Here is an 18,959-nt window from a genome sequence, read left to right as displayed (position 1 = left end):
GTCAGCTGGTAGCGATGTGCAGCAGCCGTGCGCAATCACGCGCCGCGGTGCGGGCTTCTTCGAGCGTCGGCGCGGTGAAGTTCACGTGGCCCATCTTGCGGCCGCAACGCGCCTCTTCCTTGCCGTACAGATGCAGTCGTGCGGCCGGCATCGCGGCGACCTCCTGCCAGGGCGGCGTGACCGCCGCGCGCTTCGGACCGTCCGGGAACCACACGTCGCCGAGGATGTTCAGCATCGCCGCCGGCGAATGCTGGCGCGTGTCGCCGAGCGGCATACCGGTCATCGCGCGCACCTGCTGTTCGAACTGGCTCGTCGCGCAGGCGTCGACCGTGTAGTGGCCGGAGTTGTGCGGGCGTGGCGCCATTTCGTTGGCGACGAGCGAGCCGTCTTCGAGAATGAAGAACTCGACGCACAGCACGCCGACATAACCGAGCTTCTCGGCGATCTGCAGGGCGGCCTGTTGAGCCTGCTGCACGAGCGCCGGCGACGCGTCCGGCGCGGGGACGATGGTGTGCGACAGCACGCCGTGGCGATGCGTGTTCTGCGCGAGCGGATAGACGACCGACGCCCCGCTTGCCGCGCGCGCGATCAGCGCCGACACCTCGAACTTCAGCGGCAGGCGCTTCTCGAGCACGCACGGCACGCCGCCGAGCGACGCATGCGCCTCGCGCACTTCCTCGGCGTTGCCCACGCGAATCTGACCTTTGCCGTCGTAGCCCATGCGCGCCGTTTTCAGGATGCCCGGCAGCACCGCTTCAAGCTCGGCATCACCGAGCGCCGCAAGCGCATCCGAGGACTCGATCACGACGTGCGGCGCAACCGTCACACCCGCGCCCGCGATAAAGCGCTTCTCGGCAATCCGGTCCTGGGCAACAGCGACGCACCGCGCCGCCGGACTCACGAACGTGGTTTTGCCGAGAAAGTCGAGGCTCGCGGCCGGCACGTTCTCGAACTCGGTCGACACCGCGGCGCACAGCCGCGCGAGTTCGGTCAGCGCCGCTTCGTCGTCGTAGGCCGCGCGCAGGTGGCGGTCGGCGACCGCGCCGGCCGGACTGGTCTCGTCCGGGTCGAGTACGGCGACGCGATAGCCCATCGCCTGGGCGGCAAAGCAGAACATGCGGCCGAGCTGGCCGCCACCGACCATGCCAAGCCATGCGCCGGGCAGAATCGGTGAAACCGGGGTGTTGTCAGGGTTCATCTTGGTGGTCGGTCGCGGCCTGATACGCGTCGCGCTCGCAGTGCGAGCGGCGGGCATCCGGCCGGGGGTCGGACAGGAGACGTCATTAAAAACAGCCGGCGCGCTTACAGCGCCGGCAATACCATCGCGTGAGCCGCTTCGTTCTGGCGCACACGGAAAGCAGCGAGCTTGTCCGCGAATTCGACGCTCGTGCCGGACAGCAGCGACACCGCGAACAGCGCCGCATTCGCGGCACCCGCCTCGCCAATCGCAAACGTCGCGACGGGCACGCCCTTGGGCATCTGCACGATCGAATGCAGCGAATCGACGCCCTTCAGATACTTGCTTGCGACCGGCACGCCGAGCACCGGCACCGTGGTCTTCGCGGCCAGCATGCCCGGCAGATGCGCCGCGCCGCCCGCGCCCGCGATGATCGCGCGAATGCCGCGCGCGCGCGCGCTTTCAGCATAGGCGAACATTTCGTCGGGCATGCGGTGCGCGGACACCACTTTCGCTTCGTACGGCACGCCGAACTCCTGCAGGATCGCGACGGCGTTTTTCATCACTTCCCAGTCGGAACTGGAGCCCATCAATACGCCGACGACCGGCGCATCATGCGTATGGGCGGTTTGTGCTTCACTCATTTTTACGGCTTCCTTGTTTCCCGGCGATGCGCGCCTGACACGGCGCGCGCGATCAGATCAGTCGAGCTTATGGCCGGTCAGGCGCCCGAGCGCTTCCTGATACTTTTCGCCCGTTTTCGCGACCACGTCGTCCGGCAGCTTCGGTGCTGGCGGCTCTTTCTTCCACGGCTGGGTTTCGAGCCAGTCGCGCACGAACTGCTTGTCGAACGACGGCGGGTTCGTGCCGACCTGGTACTGGTCCGCCGGCCAGAAGCGCGACGAATCGGCCGTGAGCGCCTCATCCATCAGGTACAGCTTGCCGTGGTTGTCCAGCCCGAATTCGAACTTCGTGTCCGCGATGATGATGCCGCGCGTCGCCGCATAGTCCGCGGCTTCCTTGTACAGGCGAATCGAGATGTCGCGGATCGTGGCCGACAGCTCGGTGCCGATGCGGCGCTCCATCTCGTCGTAAGTGATGTTTTCGTCGTGGTGGCCCATCTCGGCCTTGGCGGCCGGCGTGAAGATCGGCTCGGGCAGCTTCTGCGCGTTCTGCAGGCCCGGCGGCAGTTGCACGCCGCACACCGAACCGGTGGCCTGGTAATCTTTCCAGCCGCTGCCGGCCAGATAGCCGCGCACCACCGCCTCGACGAGGATCGGCTCGAGACGCTTGACCACGACCGCGCGCCCCTTGACCTGCTCCACTTCGTCCGGCGCGACCACCGACTCGGGCGCCACGCCCGTCAGGTGGTTCGGCACCACGTGCTGCAGTTTCTCGAACCAGAAGTTCGCCATCGCGTTGAGCACGCGGCCCTTGTTCGGAATCGGCTCGCCCATGATCACGTCGAACGCCGACAGACGGTCGGTCGTGACGATCAGCAGCTGGTCGTTACCCACCGCATAGTTGTCGCGGACTTTGCCGCGGCCGAGCAGCGGCAGCGAGCGGAGCGTGGATTCGTAGAGGGTAGACATCGTCGTGGTTCGCTAAAAGTGGTGCAGAAAATGTGACCGGAACAAAAGGGAAACGCCGTTCCCCATGATGCGGGAACGGCGATCGGACGACAACCTGGCCAATCGGCTAAGCGAGCGGCCAGGCGCGGAGCCAAAATTACAGCTTAGCGGACGACTTGCGCGAGCTCGCCCGACTTGTACTTCTCAGCAATTTTATCAAGCGAAACCGGCTTGATCTTGCCAGCCTGGCCTTCGCAGCCGAATTGCATGTAACGGTCGATACAGATCTTCATCGCGGCTTCGCGCGCCGGCTTCAGGTAATCGCGCGGATCGAACTTGCTCGGGTTGGTCGCCATGTAGCGGCGAATCGCGCCCGTGATCGCGAGACGCAGGTCGGTGTCGATGTTGACCTTGCGCACGCCGTGACGGATGCCTTCCTGGATTTCCTCGACCGGCACGCCGTAGGTCTCCTTCATGTCGCCGCCGAATTCGCGGATTTCCGCGAGCAGCTCCTGCGGCACCGACGACGAGCCGTGCATCACGAGGTGCGTGTTCGGAATGCGCTGGTGGATTTCCTTGATGCGCTGGATCGAGAGGATATCGCCCGTCGGCTTCTTGCTGAACTTGTAGGCGCCGTGCGAGGTGCCGATCGCGATGGCCAGCGCGTCGCACTGGGTCCGCTTGACGAAGTCGGCGGCCTGCTCCGGATCGGTCAGCAGCTGTTCACGCGTCATCGTGCCTTCGGCACCGTGGCCGTCTTCCTTGTCGCCCTTCATCGTTTCGAGCGAACCGAGCACGCCCAGCTCAGCCTCGACGGTGACGCCGATCGAGTGCGCCGCTTCCACGACCTTGCGCGACACTTCGACGTTGTACTCGTACGATGCGACCGTCTTGCCGTCGGCTTCGAGCGAACCGTCCATCATCACGCTCGTGAAGCCGCTGCGGATCGCCGCCATGCACACAGCCGGCGACTGGCCGTGGTCTTGGTGCATCACGACCGGGATGTGCGGATACGACTCGACCGCCGCTTCGATCAGATGACGCAGGAACGGCTCGCCCGCGTACTTACGCGCGCCAGCCGACGCCTGCATGATGACCGGGGCGTTGACCTTGTCGGCCGCGGCCATGATTGCCTGCACCTGCTCCAGGTTGTTCACGTTGAATGCCGGAAGTCCATAGCCGTTTTCCGCGGCATGGTCCAGCAGTTGACGCATTGATACGAGAGGCATGCTCAAACTCCTTGGATTGAAACGAATTCTCTTGCCGTCGGCATCTCTTGCGGCGATTTTATCGCGAAGCGGGTGACGTTCCCGCGCTGGCGCCGGCGCGTTGGTGCGCCGTCGCACATGGACCGCGCGGGTTGCGCCGCCCTGCTTCGCTCAATCCAGCCCCGTGCCGATCGGATAGTCTTGCCTGATCAGTACGGCTCACCCACCCGCACGATCTTCAACGTATTGGTGCCGCCCGCCTGACCCATCGGTTCGCCGACCGTCAGCACGACCATATCGCCGTGCGACGCGTAGCCCTTGCCGACCACGGTTTCAAGCGCCTGCTGAAGCGCGGTGTCGCGGTCGGTGTTGGTGTCCAGATGCAGTGACGTCACATTGCGGTACAGCGCCATCGCGCGCTCGCTGCCGACGCGCGGCGTCAGCGCGAAAATCGGCACGTGGGTCCAGTGACGCGACAACCACAGCGCGGTCGAGCCCGATTCGGTCAGCGCGACGATGGCCTTGGCGCCAAGGTGATAGGCGGTAAACAAGGCGCCCATTGCGATCGACTGGTCGATCCGCGTGAACGTACGGTCGAGGAAATCCTTGTCGAGCTCCGACTGCTCGGACTTCTCCGCTTCGACGCAGATCGCGGCCATCGTCTCGATGGTCTGCACCGGGTACTTGCCCGCCGCCGATTCCGCCGACAGCATCACCGCGTCGGTGCCGTCGAGCACGGCGTTCGCGACGTCAGACACTTCCGCGCGGGTCGGCACCGGCGCGTGGATCATCGACTCCATCATCTGCGTCGCAGTGATCACGAACTTGTTCGATTCGCGCGCCATGCGGATCATGCGTTTTTGCAGCGCCGGCACCGCGGCATTGCCCACTTCCACGGCCAGATCGCCACGCGCGACCATGATGCCGTCCGACGCGTCGAGGATGCCCTGCAGCGCCGGAATCGCTTCCGCGCGCTCGATCTTCGCGATCATCTTCGGCTTGATGCCGTACGGCGCGCCGGCGATGTTCGCGAGCTGACGGGCCATTTCCATATCGGTCGCGTTCTTCGGGAACGACACCGCGATGTAATCGACGCCGAGCGACATCGCCGTGCGGATGTCTTCCATGTCCTTCGCAGTCAGTGCGGGCGCCGACAGACCGCCGCCCTGGCGGTTGATGCCCTTGTTGTTCGACAACTCGCCGCCGATCCTCACGACCGTGTGGATCTCGTGGCCGATCACGCGCTGCACGCCCAGCACGATCAGGCCGTCGTTGAGCAGCAGCACGTCTCCCGCTTTCAGGTCACGCGGCAGATCCTTGTAGTCGAGGCCGACGCGCTCGTCGTTGCCGAGCTCGCATTGCGCGTCGAGGATGAACAGATTGCCGGCGACGAGCGTCGTGCGGCCGTTCTCGAACTTGCCGACGCGGATCTTCGGGCCTTGCAGGTCGGCCATGATGGCAACTTCGCGGCCCGCCAGGCGGGCCGCCTCGCGCACGAATTCGGCACGCTGGCGGTGGTCGTCGGCGGTGCCGTGCGAAAAATTGAGCCGCACCACATCCAGCCCCGCCTGCATCATTTGCAGCAGGATCTCCGGTGTGCTGGAAGCCGGACCGATAGTGGCGACAATCTTGGTGGCGCGATGCATGAGTCTCCTCGTCTGGATGGGATCGCTGGAAAGAGCGCTGCGAGTCTGGTGCGGAGTCTGCGCATCGGAAGATGCTGCCAGGGGGCGCGCGCCGGCTGTGGCCGATGTCGCTTTGTGGAGTGATGCGGTATGCGAGACCGGCGCCTCGGGCGCCGGAGATAGGTGGCCCTGCTTGCCGGCAGGCTGATCCGGCTGGGTGGGATCGGCAGGTGCCGCCAGCGGTGGCGCGGCTTGGGCGGCCGCGAGCGCTACGAGCGCCTCGGCAGCCGCATCCTGTCCGGCCATGGCTGCCGACGCCGCGGCCGCGCGTATCGTGGGCTCCCCCGCCAGCGCCGCCGCGTCACCGCGCTGCGCTTTCGCGCCGCGCGCCTTTATCGACTTTGCCGAAGGGGAGCGCGTCGCCACGTTATGCCCGCGATTCCAGAACTTCGACCGCCGGCAGCTTCTTGCCCTCGAGGAACTCGAGGAACGCGCCGCCGCCCGTCGAAATGTAGCTGACCTGATCGTGGATGCCGTACTTGGCGATCGCCGCGAGCGTGTCGCCGCCGCCTGCGATCGAGAATGCCGCCGAGCGCGCGATCGCGTCCGCGAGCGTCTTGGTGCCGTTGCCGAACTGGTCGAACTCGAACACGCCGACCGGTCCGTTCCACACGATCGTGCCGGCCTTCTCGAGTTGCGCGGCAAGCGCCTTGGCGGTGTCCGGACCGATGTCGAGGATCATGTCGTCGTCCTGCACATCGGCGACGGCCTTCACTTCGGCCTTCGCGGTCGGCGAGAACTCCTTGGCCGTGACCACGTCGGTCGGGATCGGCACCGAGGCGCCGCGGGCCTTGGCTGCGTCGATGATCGCCTTCGCTTCGTTGACGAGATCGGCTTCGGCGAGCGACTTGCCGATCTTCAGGCCGGCCGCGAGCATGAACGTATTGGCGATGCCGCCACCGACGATCAGCTGGTCGACCTTCTCGGCGAGCGACTTCAGGATGGTCAGCTTGGTCGACACCTTCGAGCCCGCGACGATCGCCACGAGCGGCCGCTTCGGCGCGCCGAGCGCCTTGCCGAGCGCTTCGAGTTCAGCGGCGAGCAGCGGACCCGCGCACGCGATGGGCGCGTACTTCGCGATGCCGTGCGTGGTCGCTTCGGCGCGGTGCGCGGTGCCGAATGCGTCGTTCACGTAGACATCGCAGAGCTTCGCCATTTTCTGCGCGAGCTCGTCGGAGTCCTTCTTTTCGCCCTTGTTCACGCGGCAGTTTTCGAGCAGCACGACCGAGCCCGGCGCGACGTTCACGCCATTCTCGACCCAGTTCGCGACGAGCGGCACATCGCGGCCGAGCAGCTCGGCGAGGCGCTTGGCCACCGGCGCGAGCGAATCTTCCGGCTTGAAGCCGCCTTCGGTCGGACGGCCAAGGTGGGAGGTGACCATCACGGCGGCACCGGCGTCGAGCGCGGCCTTGATGGCCGGCACGGAGGCACGGATGCGCGTGTCTTCGGTGATGTTGCCTTGATCGTCCTGCGGCACGTTCAGATCGGCGCGGATGAACACGCGTTTGCCGGACAGCTTGCCTTCGGCGATCAGGTCGGAGAGACGCAATACCTTGTTCATGGGCTTGAGTATGCGAGTTGATGAGAAGGCGGTGACGGACTGCGCGCGGGGCGATGCGCGGCGAACTCCAGCGCTTCGGCCCAACGGCTCCGCGGGATCGGGCGCCGGCGGCCGGCCGCGACACAGGCGCCTTGCCGCGGCGCGCTCAACCCGGAAAAGGCCATTTTAACTGATCCAAACCGCCTGCTGACCCGCGGCGCCGTGAATGTCGCGCATTTGATCGCCGGGCCGTCGGTCTCGCGCTGCAGCATTGACGGTGGGGACGGTCAGAGGAAGACGCGCATCAGCGAGAACACGACCATTCCGGTCACGATCGTGCCGAGCATGGTGCGCCGCCACAAGAACCAGCCGAGTGCGGCGAGCGTCGCGTAAAGCTCATGGTTGGAGGTGGCGAACGACAGTCCGGCCGGTGTCGTCAGCACTTCGGGCACCACCACGGCGGCGAGCGCGGCCGCCGGCGCGTAGCGCAGCATCTTCTGCACGCGCGCCGGCAGCACGGTGCGCTCGCCGCCGATCAGGAACATCGCTCGCGTGAGCGCGGTAACGAACGTCATGCCGAAAATGGCGAGCCAGATTTGCGTGGAGGTCATCGGGAGTCTCCGGCGGCATCGCTCGCGCTACGGATGCGGCGCAGGTCGGCGCGCTCGATCATCAGATCGGCCGCGCTGCCGGCGACGATCGCCGCGACCACCGCGAGCGGCAGCGCGAGCCGGTACGGCAGATCGAGCGCGAGCAGCGCCACGATGCCGGCCACGCTGACCGCGACCAGCGTCGAGCGCGTGGCGATCGCCGACACCATCACCGGCAACAGCGCGAGCGTGCCGGCGAGCGCGAGCCCCCAGTTGTCGGGAATCAGGCTCGCGAGCAGGATGCCGATGATGGACGACACCTGCCACGACAGCCAGCTCGACACGGCCATGCCCCAGAAGTACGCCTCCTTGCCCGGCACGTAGCCGGTCGGAAAGCTCTTCTTCACGAACAGCAGATAGATCACGTCGCCGTTGAAATAGCCGAGCACGATGCGCCGCCACATCGACAGATACGAGAAATGGGGCGCGAGGCCGGCACTGAAGATCACGAAGCGGGTGTTGACCATCGCCGCGGTTAGCAGCACGGTCCATACCGGCAGCTTCGCCGCGAGCAGCGGCAGCACCGCCAGCTGCGACGAGCCGGCATAGCAGAGCAGCGACATCGTGAGCGCCTGCGGCAGCGTGAGCACTGACTTGCTCATCGCGATACCGGTGACGAGGCCCCACGAAAAAATCGCCATCAACGTGGGGGCATAGGCGCGCGCGCCTTCACGAAAAGCGCGGCAATCGGTGTCTGACAGTCGAGCGAGCATCGGAAGAAGAATACGGGCGCAAGGCGCGCCGTCGGCAAGGCCCGGTCGGAGCCGGGTCGCGAGGCCGCCCGCCGGCGTACCCGGATGTGATTTATGCGTGCGCCGGATTATAGCCTCCGGGGCGCGCTCCAATGCCCGTTGTGCGTGCAAAAGACGCTAAAATAGCGCTCCCGGCTATGTCCTGCGCTCATGGCCGCACCTCATAACGCACCTGCTGGAGAACCGTATGTCAATGGCCGACCGTGACGGCAAGATCTGGATGGATGGCAAGCTCATCGACTGGCGCGATGCCAAAATCCACGTGCTCACCCACACGCTGCATTACGGCATGGGCGTGTTCGAGGGCGTGCGCGCTTACAAGACCGCCGCCGGCGCCACCGCGATTTTCCGCCTGCAGGAGCACACCAAGCGGCTCCTGAACTCTGCAAAGATCTTCCAGATGGACGTGCCGTTCGACCATGAAACGCTCGCCGCCGCGCAGCGCGAGGTGGTCCGCGAGAACAAGCTCGATTCGTGCTATCTGCGCCCGATCATCTGGGTCGGATCGGAGAAGCTCGGCGTGTCGGCCAAGGGCAATACGATTCACGTCGCGATCGCCGCGTGGCCGTGGGGCGCGTACCTCGGCGAAGACGGCATCACCAAGGGCATCCGCGTGAAGACGTCGTCATTCACGCGCCATCACGTGAACGTCTCGATGGTGCGCGCGAAGGCGTCGGGCTGGTACGTGAACTCGATCCTCGCGAACCAGGAAGCGGTCGCCGACGGCTACGACGAAGCGCTGCTGCTCGACGTCGACGGCTACGTGTCGGAAGGCTCGGGCGAGAATTTCTTCCTCGTCAACAACGGCAAGCTGTACACGCCGGACCTGTCGTCGTGCCTCGACGGCATCACGCGCGACACCGTGATCACGCTCGCGCGCGACATGGGCCTGCAGGTGATCGAAAAGCGCATCACGCGCGACGAGGTCTACACCTGCGACGAAGCCTTCTTCACGGGCACGGCAGCCGAAGTCACACCGATCCGCGAGCTCGACAACCGCACGATCGGCGCTGGCGCCCGCGGCCCGATCACCGAAAAGCTGCAGTCGGCCTTCTTCGACGTCGTCAACGGCAAGAACGCGAAATACGCGCACTGGCTTACGAAAATCTGAGCGAACGTCCGAGCGAAGGTCCAGGAAGCACCCCGCATACAACGAGAATCTCTCATGAGCGAAATCAAGGAAATGCCGCTGGTCGAACTGTCGGCAAAAGATCTGCCGGCGTATTGTCCGAATCCGGCCATGCCGCGCTGGAGCGCGCATCCGCGCGTCTTTATCGACGTTTCGCACGGCGAAGCGCGTTGCCCGTACTGCAGCACGCGCTACAAGCTGCGCGACGGCGAAGTGATCAAGGGCCATTGATCCGGCTCATCGAGCGGTTCTGAGCCAGCTTGGGCGGCACGCGGCGCGGGGTTAGGACCACGCGCTCGCCGCAATTCAGGCTCGAGCCGCGCGGCCACGTGGCCGCCCGCATCGTCATTGCGACGTGAATGGGCGAACGGCTTGCGCCGCGCGGTTTTCCGCTTTCCCCTTTTACCCATTCGAGTGCCACGCGCAGCGCGCGCGGCGCTCGCTATCGACACCGGACACTCACTCTGATGCGTCGCGCGTTGGTTATCGCACCGAACTGGATCGGTGACGCATTGATGGCGCAGCCGCTGTTTGCGCGCCTCGTGAAATTGCATCCGCGCATCGTCATCGACGCGGTCGCGCCCAGCTGGGTCGCCCCCGTGCTCGAACGGATGCCGGAGATCCGCGACGTCTACGCGACCGATCTCGCGCACGGCAAGCTGCAGATGCTACGCCGCTGGCAGCTCTCGAGCGATTTGCGCGACGTCGGCTACGACGCGGCCTACGTGCTGCCGAACTCGTTCAAATCGGCGCTGATTCCGTGGCTGGCGGGCATTCCGCTGCGCATCGGCTATACCGGCGAGAGCCGCTACGGCGTGCTGAACGTGCGTCACGCGAATCCGCGCAAAGACGAACGTCCGCCGATGGTCGGCCACTACGCCGCCCTCGCCTATGCGCCCGGCGCCAAGGTCCCCGAGAACCTGCCGATGCCGCGCCTCGACACGGATCTGAACGAGGCCTCGCGCGTGTCGGCGCGCTTCAATCTCGATACGCGCGTGCCGCTGCTGGTGTTTTGCCCCGGCGCCGAATACGGCCCCGCGAAGCGCTGGCCGCCCGAGCATTTCGCGTCGCTCGCGCGGATGGTCGGCCAGTCGTTCCCATACACGCAGATCGTCGCGCTCGGCTCGCCGAAAGACGCGCCGCTCGCGCAGGCGATCGCCGAGAAAGCGCCGAACGTGCGCAACCTGTGCGGCCAGACGGCGCTCGGCGAGGCCTGTGCGCTGATCTCGCGGGCCAACGCGGTCGTCACGAATGATTCCGGCCTGATGCACGTCGCCGCGGCGCTGCGCCGCCCGCTCGTGGCCGTCTACGGTTCGACCGATCCGCGCCACACGCCGCCCTTGTCCGAGCTCGCAAAGGTACAATGGCTTCATCTCGAATGCAGCCCCTGTTTTGAGCGCGAGTGCCCGCTCGGTCATCTGAACTGCCTGAAGCAACTGAGCGCCGAGCAGGTTTTCGGCGATTTGCGCGGCATGCTGCTCGCGCAGCGCTGAGCCACTGGCACTTGCACGCAACACCGCACGCCTCCTTCGCGCGTCGCGTCACGTTCGCGCCTTGCGGCGAGGGCAAGCTGACGCCGGGGAGCGAAGGTCCGGCGCATTGGACCGTCCCGCTACCGCTGACCCGCAACCGCGCGCCGCGCACAAGAGACTGACGAGCCATGCCACGTTTTGCCCATATCTTCGAAGCCGCCGCCGATACCCTGAACGCCTACTATCAGGCCGTCGCCGAGGTCAATATCGACAGCTTGATGGGCTTGTGGATCGACGAGGAGTTCGTCACTTGCATCTGTGCGGACGGCGCGCATCTGCACGGTCTCGACAGCATCCGCAATGGCTTGCAGGTCCAGCTCGAAGCGATGCCGGTGTCGATCGAACCGCTCGACATCCGCGTCTACGACAGCCTCGGCACCGTCGTCTATGCGATTGCCGAAGCGCATCGCCCGGCCGACCCGACCGCCACGCCCACGATGGTTTTCACCACCTACGTGATGGTCCACGAACGCGGCGAATGGCGCATTGCGCATATTCACGCGAGCCCGATGCCGAACGAGACCGCCAGCCAGTTCGCAACGAAGATGCGGCATGGTCAGGGCCCGCTGCACTGAGGCGGCACCACTACAGATTCGGATTCACGTTTTTCCGCTTGTCCTCCGGTATGAGTTCGACGCCCGATAAAACCGCTTCCCCCGCTACCACCCCCGCCAAGGTGGCGGCCGCCGTCGAGGCGAGCGTCGAGCTGCTGTACCGCGCGCCGCTGTGGCTGCCTAACCGGCATGCGCAGACGATCGTCCCGTCGCTGTTCGCGCGCCGCCCCGCGGTGTCGTTTCGACGCGAGCGCTGGGACACGCCCGACGGCGATTTCATCGATCTCGACTGGGTCGCGCACGATACTCCCCCCACCGACGCGGCGCCCCTTTTCGTGCTGTTTCACGGACTCGAAGGCAGTTCATCGTCGCACTACGCGGCCACGCTGATGGCGGCCGCGCGCGGGTATGGCTGGCACGGCGTGGTGCCGCACTTTCGCAGTTGCAGCGGCCCGTTGAACCGGCTGCCGCGCTTCTATCATCTCGCCGACAGCAACGAGGCCGACTGGATCCTGCGCCGCCTGCGCGCCGCGCACCGCGGGCCGGTGGTCGCGGCAGGCGTGTCGCTCGGCGGCAACGTGCTGCTGCGCTGGCTCGGCGAGCGGCAAGACGATGCGGCGCAAGTGGTATCGGCCGCCGCCGCAATTTCGACGCCGATCGACGTCCATGCGGGCGGCCGTGCGCTCTCGCAGGGCTTCGGTCTCGTCTACACGCGCAACTTCCTGAAGACCCTGAAGCACAAGGCCAACCAGAAGCTCGAGCAGTATCCCGGTCTGTTCGACCGCGACGCGATGCTCGCAAGCCGTACCATGTACGAGTTCGACAACGTCGTGACCGCGCCGCTGCACGGCTTTCGCAATACCGACGACTACTGGCGCACCGCAACCACCCGCCCGCTGCTGCCGCACATTCAGGTGCCGACGCTCGTGCTCAACGCTCGCAACGACCCGTTCCTGCCGGCCGAGGCGCTGCCGTCGCGGCACGAGGTGTCGGCTGCGGTCGAGCTTGACCAGCCCGAGCACGGCGGCCACGCGGGCTTCATGACCGGGCCGTTTCCGGGCCGCATCGACTGGCTGTCGCGGCGCGTGTTCGGCTATCTGGAACAGCACGTCAATCATGGATGACATCGTCAAACAGTCGTTGGCCAAATGGCCGAACGTGCCGAGCTGCACCGGCTGGCTGATGCTCGACCGGCGCGGCAACTGGCGCATGCGCGACGAAGCGGCCCAGGCGAGCGGCGCGCCCGGCGCGCCGATCCGGCACGAAGCGCTGCTCGGCTTCATCAACCGGAACTACGAGGCCGATGAGCGTGGGCAGTGGTTTTTCCAGAACGGGCCGCAGCGTGTCTATGTCGAGCTGGGTTATACGCCGTGGGTGGTCAGGTTATCCGCGCACGCGGACGGGACGCTCGCGTTGCACGACCAGGGCGGCGGCGCATTCGAACCGGCGGCGGTATTCGTCGATGAAGACGGCGGCATTCTGTTCGCCGATCGCGCGCAGCCGCCGCGCATCGCCGTCCTGCATGACCACGACCTCGAGATCTTCTGCGACCACGCAACGCTCGCCGACGATGGATCGATGAGCGGCGCATTCCACTGGAGCGCGCAGGTCACGTTGCCGCTGCAAAGCGTGCGACGCGATCAGGTGGCTGCGCGCTTTGGCTTCGTCGCGAGCCCCGCCGCGCAGGTCTGACGCGCGCGCCCCTACCCCTTCTCGTCGAGCCGCTCTTCCTTGTAGCGGTTCTCCATTTCGTGCAGACGCGCGTCGACGGTCGCGAGGTCGTAGTAGCCAATCGTCTTCAGGTCGCGCGCGTCCTTTAACTGCCGGATCGCCGACGGCCACGCCCCCTCCAGCGCGAATTTCTCGGCCATCGCGCGATGCTGCGTCAACGCATCGCCGCTGCCCGCGCTCGCCTGCGCGAGATACAGCCACCACGCGGATTGATCGGGATGCGCCTGAGTTTCCTGCCTCGCGAGGGCCTGCGCGTCGGTGAAACGGTGCAGCGTCAGCAGCGTGCGGATATGCATGTCGATCGCGGCGTTCGATCGCGGCCAGCGCTTCTGCGCGAACTCGGCGAGACGCGCGGCTTCGTCGGGGCGACCCGCGGACCGCGCGATATCGGCCGCGAGCACGTCGAGGCTCGGCGAATCGCGCTCCGGCTCGCCTTGCGCACGCGCGCCCAAAACGAAAGTAGCGCGCGCGTTCGCGAGCGAGGCTGCCGCGTCGTCGTAGCGCTCGAGCAGCATTTGCCCGTACGCGATGCCGTACCAGTTCGCCGCGACGTTCAGCGCGGTGCGCTCGTCGATTTCCGAGCGCAGCCGCGAAATCTCGTCCGCGTAGTCGCTGCGCGAGTGGACCTGCAACAGACGCGAACGCGCCCGCACGAAGCCGTACTCGGAGTCCTGATGCGGTTGCCGGTACGGCGCGCGACGCGCGCGGTCTTCCATGTCGGCAATCCGCTCGCCGGTCAGCGGATGTGTGCGTGCGTAGGCCGGTATGCCGTTTTCGTTCATCGCTGCGCGGTCGAGCCGCTGGAAGAACGCCGGCATCGCGTACGGGTCGTAGCCGGCGCCGGCAAGCAGCAGAAAGCCGACGCGATCCGCTTCCTGCTCGGCCGATCGCGAGAAGCGCAACTGGCTGTCGACCGCATAGGCTTCGCTGCCGAGCGCGATCGCGCTGCCGAGGTCGCCGCTATGCGCGAGCACGCCAGCCAGCACGCCGAACAGCACACCGGCGAGCGCCGCGTAACCGCTGCGCTCGCCGTTCGAAAGCATCCGCGAGATGTGCCGCTGCAGCACGTGTCCCATCTCGTGACCGAGCACCGAAGCGAGCTCGGACTCGGTCTGCGTCGCCACGATCAGCCCGGTGTTCACGCCGATGAAACCGCCCGGCAGCGAAAACGCATTGATCTGCGCGTCGCGCACCGCAAACAGTTCGAAGTCCGGACGATAGCCGCCGATATAAAGCGCATTGGCCGCCGCCGCGAGCTTGGCCGCGACCGAATTCAGGTAGTCACGCACGAGCCAGTCGTCGAGATAGTCGGGGTCGCGGCGCAGCTCGCGCATCACGCGCTCACCGAGCTTGCGCTCGGCTTGCGGGGTCAGCGAGCCGGCCCCGCCGCTGCCGAGATCGGGCAATTGCTGTGCGGCGATCGGCGCGCGCCAGTCGTTACTGCCGGCTGTGCTGCCGTTGCCGCCGCCGGAGAAACGGCTCTGCGCGCCGCCATAGGTGCCGAACACGCCGCGCGCGATGTCGGACGGCAGGATCGGATCGGCGTAAGCGTCGGTCGGGCCGCTGACGAGCGGCGCCTCCGAGGACGACGTGTCCGGTGCGACGGCCGCTCCGCCGGTCGATTGCGCGAACGCGCCCGGCGGCATCGCGAGTGCGACGCAAAGGAATACAGCGAGGAACCGTTCTGGATGCATCGCGAAGCTCGTCAGACGAAGTCGAAAAGTGCCGCCCGCGGCCCGGACTAAGATAACGGGCAGAGGCGCCGCAGGGCACGCACAAGGCAAAACGCAGAGCACGACACAGCGCAAGTGTAACCAGTCGGCGCGAGGATTCGAGGGCGCGCCGCACTGCTATGATAGGCGCCCTCTGAAGGAGTCAACCATGCCTGAACTCACTCATTTCGATGCGGCCGGCGACGCGCATATGGTGGACGTCGGCGGCAAGCAGGAGACGAAGCGCATCGCGATCGCGCGCGGCTCGATCCGCATGCTGCCCGATACGTTCGCGCTGATTCGCGACGGCAGGGCCAAAAAAGGCGACGTGATCGGCGTCGCGCGCATCGCGGCGATCCAGGCCTCAAAGCGCACCGCCGATCTGATTCCGCTGTGCCATCCACTCGCGCTGACACGCGTGAAGGCCGATTTCGAACTCGACGAGCAGATGCCTGGCGTGCATTGCACGGTTCAGGTGGAGACGTTCGGGCGCACGGGCGTCGAAATGGAAGCGCTCACCGCCGTGCAGGTCGGACTGCTGACCGTATACGACATGTGCAAGGCCGTCGATCGCGGCATGACCATCACCGATGTGAAGGTGATGGAAAAGCATGGTGGGAAGTCGGGAGATTGGGTGGCGCAAGGTTGAAGCGCCGTTCGACAACTATCCGGATACCAAAATGACCATCGACGAACTGCTCGAGCAGCTACTGGCGTTTCGCGACGCGCGCGATTGGCAGCAGTTTCACACGCTGCGCAACCTGATCGTTTCCACCGGCATCGAAGCGGGCGAATTACTCGAGACGATCCAGTGGAAGACCGATGCGCAGATCGACGCGCTGCTTCACGATCCGGCGGAATCGACGAACCTCAGGCACGAGTGCGCCGACGTGTTCATGTACCTGCTGCTGGTCGCCCATACCGCCGGCTTCGATCTGGTTGACGCAGCGGCGGAAAAGCTGAAGCTCAACGAAGCGCGCTATCCCGTCGACAAGGCGAGAGGCACGGCCGCGAAGTATTCCGAACTTTGAACTTCGGGGCGCGCAAGCCTCGGCGCCAACGCGCCCAGGCTTGCGCCGCACGATCAGTCGTCGTCGCCCTTGTCGTCGGGCGCCGCATTGGCCGGCGGCGGGCCGTAGCGCTTCACCAACTGCTCCCTGAAGCCCGCGAGCGACTTCTGCTCGTCGACGAGTTCGTATAGATAGCCGAGCTGGGCGGGCCAGTCCTTCAGTTCCTCCGCGAAAATCCGCAGGCGTTCGACCGTATCGAGCGCCGCCGCGGTGTCGCCGGTCAATGCCTGCAGCACCGCAAAGCGACGCAGCACCGTCTCGCCCGGCAACAACGAGATCGCCTGCTTGTGCATGGCGAGCTTGCGTTGCAGGTTCAGGGGATTCATCGGCTGCAAGGTCGCGAGACCGTATTCGCCCCAGGAGCCGAACAGGACCGACGGGGCGGCGCTGTATTGCTCGGCCGGATGGGCGCCGTAGTACAGCACCTCGGCGCGCGCATAGTCGCGATACACCGGATACAGCGCGGCAAGTCCGCCGAACACCACGACCGCAAACGCGCCGAACGAAACGCCTGGGGGCATTGCGCGCAACGGCCGTGTCTCGAGCAAGCCGAACACGAACATCGAGGGTAACAGGAAGAACATGTACTGCTGCGGATACTCGACAAGTGCATGCATCGTCAGCACGCCGATCAGCGCGATGCCGAATACGCGCGTGGCGCTTTGCGGCGCACGCACGACACGCACGAGCCACGCGACGAGACCCACGAGCACGATCCCGAGACCGATCAGACCGGTTTTCGCGAGCAGGTCGATAAAGATGTCATGCGAGTTGTTGGCGATCTCGACCCCGCCTAGCTGCCTGACGAGCGCGTATTGATAGCCCGGGAATTCGCCCCAGCCGACGCCGAGCAGCGGATGCTCCTTGAACATCGTCCAGCCGTACTTCCACAGTGCGAGGCGCGGTGCGATCTGGCCGGCATCCTGGAAGCGCTCGGCGGCCGACTGCGCGAGCCCGAAGTGATAACGCACGTTGGCCCAGCGGATCAGCGCGTTGACCACGAAGAACAGCACCGCTAGCACGATGGGAACCAGCCATTCACGGTTGCTGCGACGCAGCCGGGGCTCGTTGCGCGTCTGCGCGAAGGCCATCCAGAAACCGGCCACGACGATCACACCCATTTGCAGCCACGGACCGCGCGACACGGTCAGCGCGAGTCCGGCAGAGAAAATCGTCGACACGAGCAGCCAGACCGGCACCGCGATGCGGCGCGTCTGCACGAGATACAGCGCACCCGCCATCGCGAACGCGATATACGTCGCGAGATGATTTGCCTGCGCCATGTTGCCGAACGGCCGGCGCTCGACGGTCACGTTATACGCGACGACGAACGGCGCGACCCGCGTCTCGAGGTGGAGCAGCTGGATCACCTGGCTGAACACCGAAAACAGACCGCCGACGATCAACGCCCCCGCCGCCCAGCGCAAGGCGGTCTCGTCGAGTTTCACGCGCGTGAAGCCATAGCCCACATGCGCGGCCATCAAAGCGGCAAGCAGGAAGCCCGCGCCGAGCCAGTTCATCGACGGTTGCGCGACCGGCAACACCAGCGTCTGCACGACCAGCACAAGGCCGAACAGCAATGGCACGAGCGCGACCGTGGGCGACGCGAAGCTCACGCGCGGCCGCGCGGACCTGACCAGCAGCACGACGGCCGCGCCGGTCAACAGATACATCGCGAGCGAGGTGAATTCGGCGTAGAAGGTCGGGATCGGATATGTATGGTTGGCAACTGCGTAGGGCAGGATCCACGCAAGAGCCAGCAGTACGAGAGACAGGTAGCGCGCGAAAGGGGTGGGCATTGAGTCAACGGTAGGCATCAGCAACCGGCGCACTATACAAAAAAATCGTTGCACTGTGCGCCGGCCCGGCCGAAATAGCCGGAAAACCGGCCTTTTACGTTGCGGTACCGACTCCTCCGGTCAGCGCTCGGTCACTCCCTCATTGGCGACCTTACGAACGGCATTCCGGCGGTGCCAGATTCGCGGCGAGGGTCGGCGCTTCGACCGGCATCGGCCCCGAGCCCGGCGCCGGCAGCGACGACGCGCTCTTGCCGCTCGCGAAGCATTCCCACGTCAGCGCGCCGCCCTGCACCGCGTCCTTGCTCAACGCGACACGCGCGCTCGGCGCATCCGCGTTGTCCGGCACCGAGGGCACCAGCGTCAGCGTGTTGGCACCGGCCGGCGCGACGCGCGTCGTGTACGTGATCGAGATCTGGCCGGTATCGTCGTCGATCTGGATGGACTCGACGTTGCGCGTGGCGGGCGGCGACGCATAACCGCCGCTGAGCGCATTGCCGCTCGCGGCATTTTCGGCCACGGCGAGCCGCGCCGACGCCGCGAGCGACAAGCCCTCGCCGACCCGGCTACGCGCCAGATAGTCCTGATACGCGGGAATGGCATAGGCCGCGATCACGCCGACGATCGCAAGCACGATCATCAACTCGATCAGCGTGAAGCCGACGCGGCAACGGCGCGACGCTCGTCTGGAATGAGAGCAGAGAAAATACGGCAGCAGGGTAACGATCATCGGCAGACTCCTGATACGAGAAACGCCTGGCCCGCGAATCGGGAACAGGCGTATTTATCGTAGCGAGAGAGGCTCGCGGCTCACAGTCAGCCGGATGGCCAGGCTTGCGTTCGGACCGCACT

19 protein-coding genes are annotated in these 18,959 nt (G+C 65.9%); 8 read left to right on the top strand and 11 right to left on the bottom strand.

The genetic code is table 11. From position 1 onward, the window contains the following. Nucleotide 1: 1 nt before the first annotated feature. The 8 genes from LJ655_RS17110 to LJ655_RS17075 form a co-directional block, all read right to left on the bottom strand. Nucleotides 2-1,198, bottom strand: coding sequence for a 5-(carboxyamino)imidazole ribonucleotide synthase (locus LJ655_RS17110; protein WP_230562427.1), 1,197 nt, complete (start codon nucleotides 1,196-1,198; stop codon nucleotides 2-4). A 104-nt stretch (nucleotides 1,199-1,302) separates the two neighbouring features. Next, on the bottom strand, nucleotides 1,303-1,821 hold the full coding sequence (purE, locus tag LJ655_RS17105) for a 5-(carboxyamino)imidazole ribonucleotide mutase (protein ID WP_230562426.1): 519 nt from the start codon (nucleotides 1,819-1,821) through the stop codon (nucleotides 1,303-1,305). Between the two features lie 57 nt (nucleotides 1,822-1,878). Next, nucleotides 1,879-2,769 carry a phosphoribosylaminoimidazolesuccinocarboxamide synthase gene (locus LJ655_RS17100; RefSeq protein ID WP_230562425.1) on the bottom strand — a complete coding sequence of 297 codons (891 nt, stop codon included), beginning with the start codon at nucleotides 2,767-2,769 and terminating at the stop codon, nucleotides 1,879-1,881. Nucleotides 2,770-2,912: 143 nt separating this feature from the next. Then, entirely contained in the window at nucleotides 2,913-3,977 is a 1,065-nt protein-coding gene (gene fba, locus LJ655_RS17095; protein ID WP_230562424.1) for a class II fructose-bisphosphate aldolase, read from the bottom strand. 188 nt (nucleotides 3,978-4,165) lie between these two features. Then, nucleotides 4,166-5,602, bottom strand: coding sequence for a pyruvate kinase (gene pyk, locus LJ655_RS17090; RefSeq protein ID WP_230562423.1), 1,437 nt, complete (start codon nucleotides 5,600-5,602; stop codon nucleotides 4,166-4,168). Between the two features lie 406 nt (nucleotides 5,603-6,008). Continuing rightward, on the bottom strand, nucleotides 6,009-7,202 hold the full coding sequence (locus LJ655_RS17085) for a phosphoglycerate kinase (protein ID WP_230562422.1): 1,194 nt from the start codon (nucleotides 7,200-7,202) through the stop codon (nucleotides 6,009-6,011). 266 nt (nucleotides 7,203-7,468) lie between these two features. Next, a complete protein-coding gene (locus LJ655_RS17080) occupies nucleotides 7,469-7,792 on the bottom strand; it encodes an AzlD domain-containing protein (RefSeq protein ID WP_230562421.1) in 324 nt (107 codons plus the stop codon). Continuing rightward, nucleotides 7,789-8,544, bottom strand: a complete 756-nt coding sequence (locus LJ655_RS17075; RefSeq protein ID WP_230562420.1) for an AzlC family ABC transporter permease — start codon at nucleotides 8,542-8,544, stop codon at nucleotides 7,789-7,791. The genes LJ655_RS17080 and LJ655_RS17075 overlap by 4 nt, the downstream gene beginning before the upstream one ends. A gap of 226 nt (nucleotides 8,545-8,770) precedes the next feature. Here LJ655_RS17075 and LJ655_RS17070 point away from each other — a divergent pair, with 226 nt between their 5' ends. The 6 genes from LJ655_RS17070 (at nucleotide 8,771) to LJ655_RS17045 (ending at nucleotide 13,490) form a co-directional block, all read left to right on the top strand. Beyond that, complete coding sequence (locus LJ655_RS17070) at nucleotides 8,771-9,694, top strand: branched-chain amino acid transaminase (protein WP_230562419.1); 924 nt, start codon at nucleotides 8,771-8,773, stop codon at nucleotides 9,692-9,694. Between the two features lie 54 nt (nucleotides 9,695-9,748). Further along, nucleotides 9,749-9,943 (top strand): zinc-finger domain-containing protein, encoded by a 195-nt coding sequence (locus LJ655_RS17065; protein WP_008920434.1) that lies wholly within the window; start codon nucleotides 9,749-9,751, stop codon nucleotides 9,941-9,943. Nucleotides 9,944-10,179: 236 nt separating this feature from the next. Further along, entirely contained in the window at nucleotides 10,180-11,205 is a 1,026-nt protein-coding gene (waaF, locus tag LJ655_RS17060; protein WP_230562418.1) for a lipopolysaccharide heptosyltransferase II, read from the top strand. 167 nt (nucleotides 11,206-11,372) lie between these two features. Next, complete coding sequence (locus LJ655_RS17055) at nucleotides 11,373-11,819, top strand: nuclear transport factor 2 family protein (protein WP_230562417.1); 447 nt, start codon at nucleotides 11,373-11,375, stop codon at nucleotides 11,817-11,819. Between the two features lie 50 nt (nucleotides 11,820-11,869). Further along, entirely contained in the window at nucleotides 11,870-12,922 is a 1,053-nt protein-coding gene (locus LJ655_RS17050; RefSeq protein ID WP_230562416.1) for a hydrolase, read from the top strand. Next, nucleotides 12,915-13,490 carry a DUF2946 family protein gene (locus LJ655_RS17045; RefSeq protein ID WP_230562415.1) on the top strand — a complete coding sequence of 192 codons (576 nt, stop codon included), beginning with the start codon at nucleotides 12,915-12,917 and terminating at the stop codon, nucleotides 13,488-13,490. Before LJ655_RS17050 ends, LJ655_RS17045 begins: the two co-directional genes overlap by 8 nt. Before the next feature lie 11 nt (nucleotides 13,491-13,501). On the opposite strand, the gene LJ655_RS17040 is transcribed toward LJ655_RS17045, so the two are convergent. Next, nucleotides 13,502-15,223: a M48 family metalloprotease gene (locus LJ655_RS17040; RefSeq protein WP_230562414.1), complete on the bottom strand. Its 1,722-nt coding sequence runs from the start codon at nucleotides 15,221-15,223 to the stop codon at nucleotides 13,502-13,504. A 187-nt stretch (nucleotides 15,224-15,410) separates the two neighbouring features. On the opposite strand from LJ655_RS17040, the gene moaC reads away from it, so the two are divergent. Both moaC and LJ655_RS17030 read left to right on the top strand, forming a co-directional pair. Beyond that, entirely contained in the window at nucleotides 15,411-15,890 is a 480-nt protein-coding gene (gene moaC, locus LJ655_RS17035) for a cyclic pyranopterin monophosphate synthase MoaC (RefSeq protein WP_230562413.1), read from the top strand. A 31-nt stretch (nucleotides 15,891-15,921) separates the two neighbouring features. Continuing rightward, nucleotides 15,922-16,272, top strand: coding sequence for a nucleotide pyrophosphohydrolase (locus LJ655_RS17030; RefSeq protein ID WP_230562412.1), 351 nt, complete (start codon nucleotides 15,922-15,924; stop codon nucleotides 16,270-16,272). Between the two features lie 53 nt (nucleotides 16,273-16,325). On the opposite strand, the gene LJ655_RS17025 is transcribed toward LJ655_RS17030, so the two are convergent. Beyond that, nucleotides 16,326-18,110 carry a PglL family O-oligosaccharyltransferase gene (locus LJ655_RS17025; RefSeq protein WP_230562411.1) on the bottom strand — a complete coding sequence of 595 codons (1,785 nt, stop codon included), beginning with the start codon at nucleotides 18,108-18,110 and terminating at the stop codon, nucleotides 16,326-16,328. Nucleotides 18,111-18,261: 151 nt separating this feature from the next. Further along, nucleotides 18,262-18,837, bottom strand: coding sequence for a pilin (locus LJ655_RS17020; RefSeq protein WP_268991532.1), 576 nt, complete (start codon nucleotides 18,835-18,837; stop codon nucleotides 18,262-18,264). Between the last annotated feature and the right edge of the window lie 122 nt (nucleotides 18,838-18,959).

It is taken from the genome of Paraburkholderia translucens (assembly GCF_020881035.1).
Classification (GTDB): domain Bacteria; phylum Pseudomonadota; class Gammaproteobacteria; order Burkholderiales; family Burkholderiaceae; genus Paraburkholderia; species Paraburkholderia translucens.
Note: the sequence above shows the minus strand (reverse complement) of the source record. Positions and strands in the feature narration are given on the sequence as shown.

Excerpts from the sequence above, each read along its gene's own strand:
- moaC (WP_230562413.1), top strand. The coding sequence starts at position 15,411 with ATGCCTGAACTCACTCATTTCGATGCGGCCGGCGACGCGCATATGGTG.
- waaF (WP_230562418.1), top strand. The coding sequence starts at position 10,180 with ATGCGTCGCGCGTTGGTTATCGCACCGAACTGGATCGGTGACGCATTG.
- LJ655_RS17080 (WP_230562421.1), bottom strand. The coding sequence starts at position 7,792 with ATGACCTCCACGCAAATCTGGCTCGCCATTTTCGGCATGACGTTCGTT.
- LJ655_RS17075 (WP_230562420.1), bottom strand. The coding sequence starts at position 8,544 with ATGCTCGCTCGACTGTCAGACACCGATTGCCGCGCTTTTCGTGAAGGC.
- LJ655_RS17070 (WP_230562419.1), top strand. The coding sequence starts at position 8,771 with ATGTCAATGGCCGACCGTGACGGCAAGATCTGGATGGATGGCAAGCTC.
- pyk (WP_230562423.1), bottom strand. The coding sequence starts at position 5,602 with ATGCATCGCGCCACCAAGATTGTCGCCACTATCGGTCCGGCTTCCAGC.
- LJ655_RS17025 (WP_230562411.1), bottom strand. The coding sequence starts at position 18,110 with ATGCCCACCCCTTTCGCGCGCTACCTGTCTCTCGTACTGCTGGCTCTT.
- LJ655_RS17055 (WP_230562417.1), top strand. The coding sequence starts at position 11,373 with ATGCCACGTTTTGCCCATATCTTCGAAGCCGCCGCCGATACCCTGAAC.
- LJ655_RS17050 (WP_230562416.1), top strand. The coding sequence starts at position 11,870 with ATGAGTTCGACGCCCGATAAAACCGCTTCCCCCGCTACCACCCCCGCC.
- LJ655_RS17040 (WP_230562414.1), bottom strand. The coding sequence starts at position 15,223 with ATGCATCCAGAACGGTTCCTCGCTGTATTCCTTTGCGTCGCACTCGCG.
- LJ655_RS17020 (WP_268991532.1), bottom strand. The coding sequence starts at position 18,837 with ATGATCGTTACCCTGCTGCCGTATTTTCTCTGCTCTCATTCCAGACGA.
- LJ655_RS17085 (WP_230562422.1), bottom strand. The coding sequence starts at position 7,202 with ATGAACAAGGTATTGCGTCTCTCCGACCTGATCGCCGAAGGCAAGCTG.
- LJ655_RS17110 (WP_230562427.1), bottom strand. The coding sequence starts at position 1,198 with ATGAACCCTGACAACACCCCGGTTTCACCGATTCTGCCCGGCGCATGG.
- LJ655_RS17045 (WP_230562415.1), top strand. The coding sequence starts at position 12,915 with ATGGATGACATCGTCAAACAGTCGTTGGCCAAATGGCCGAACGTGCCG.
- LJ655_RS17065 (WP_008920434.1), top strand. The coding sequence starts at position 9,749 with ATGAGCGAAATCAAGGAAATGCCGCTGGTCGAACTGTCGGCAAAAGAT.
- fba (WP_230562424.1), bottom strand. The coding sequence starts at position 3,977 with ATGCCTCTCGTATCAATGCGTCAACTGCTGGACCATGCCGCGGAAAAC.
- LJ655_RS17030 (WP_230562412.1), top strand. The coding sequence starts at position 15,922 with ATGACCATCGACGAACTGCTCGAGCAGCTACTGGCGTTTCGCGACGCG.
- purE (WP_230562426.1), bottom strand. The coding sequence starts at position 1,821 with ATGAGTGAAGCACAAACCGCCCATACGCATGATGCGCCGGTCGTCGGC.
- LJ655_RS17100 (WP_230562425.1), bottom strand. The coding sequence starts at position 2,769 with ATGTCTACCCTCTACGAATCCACGCTCCGCTCGCTGCCGCTGCTCGGC.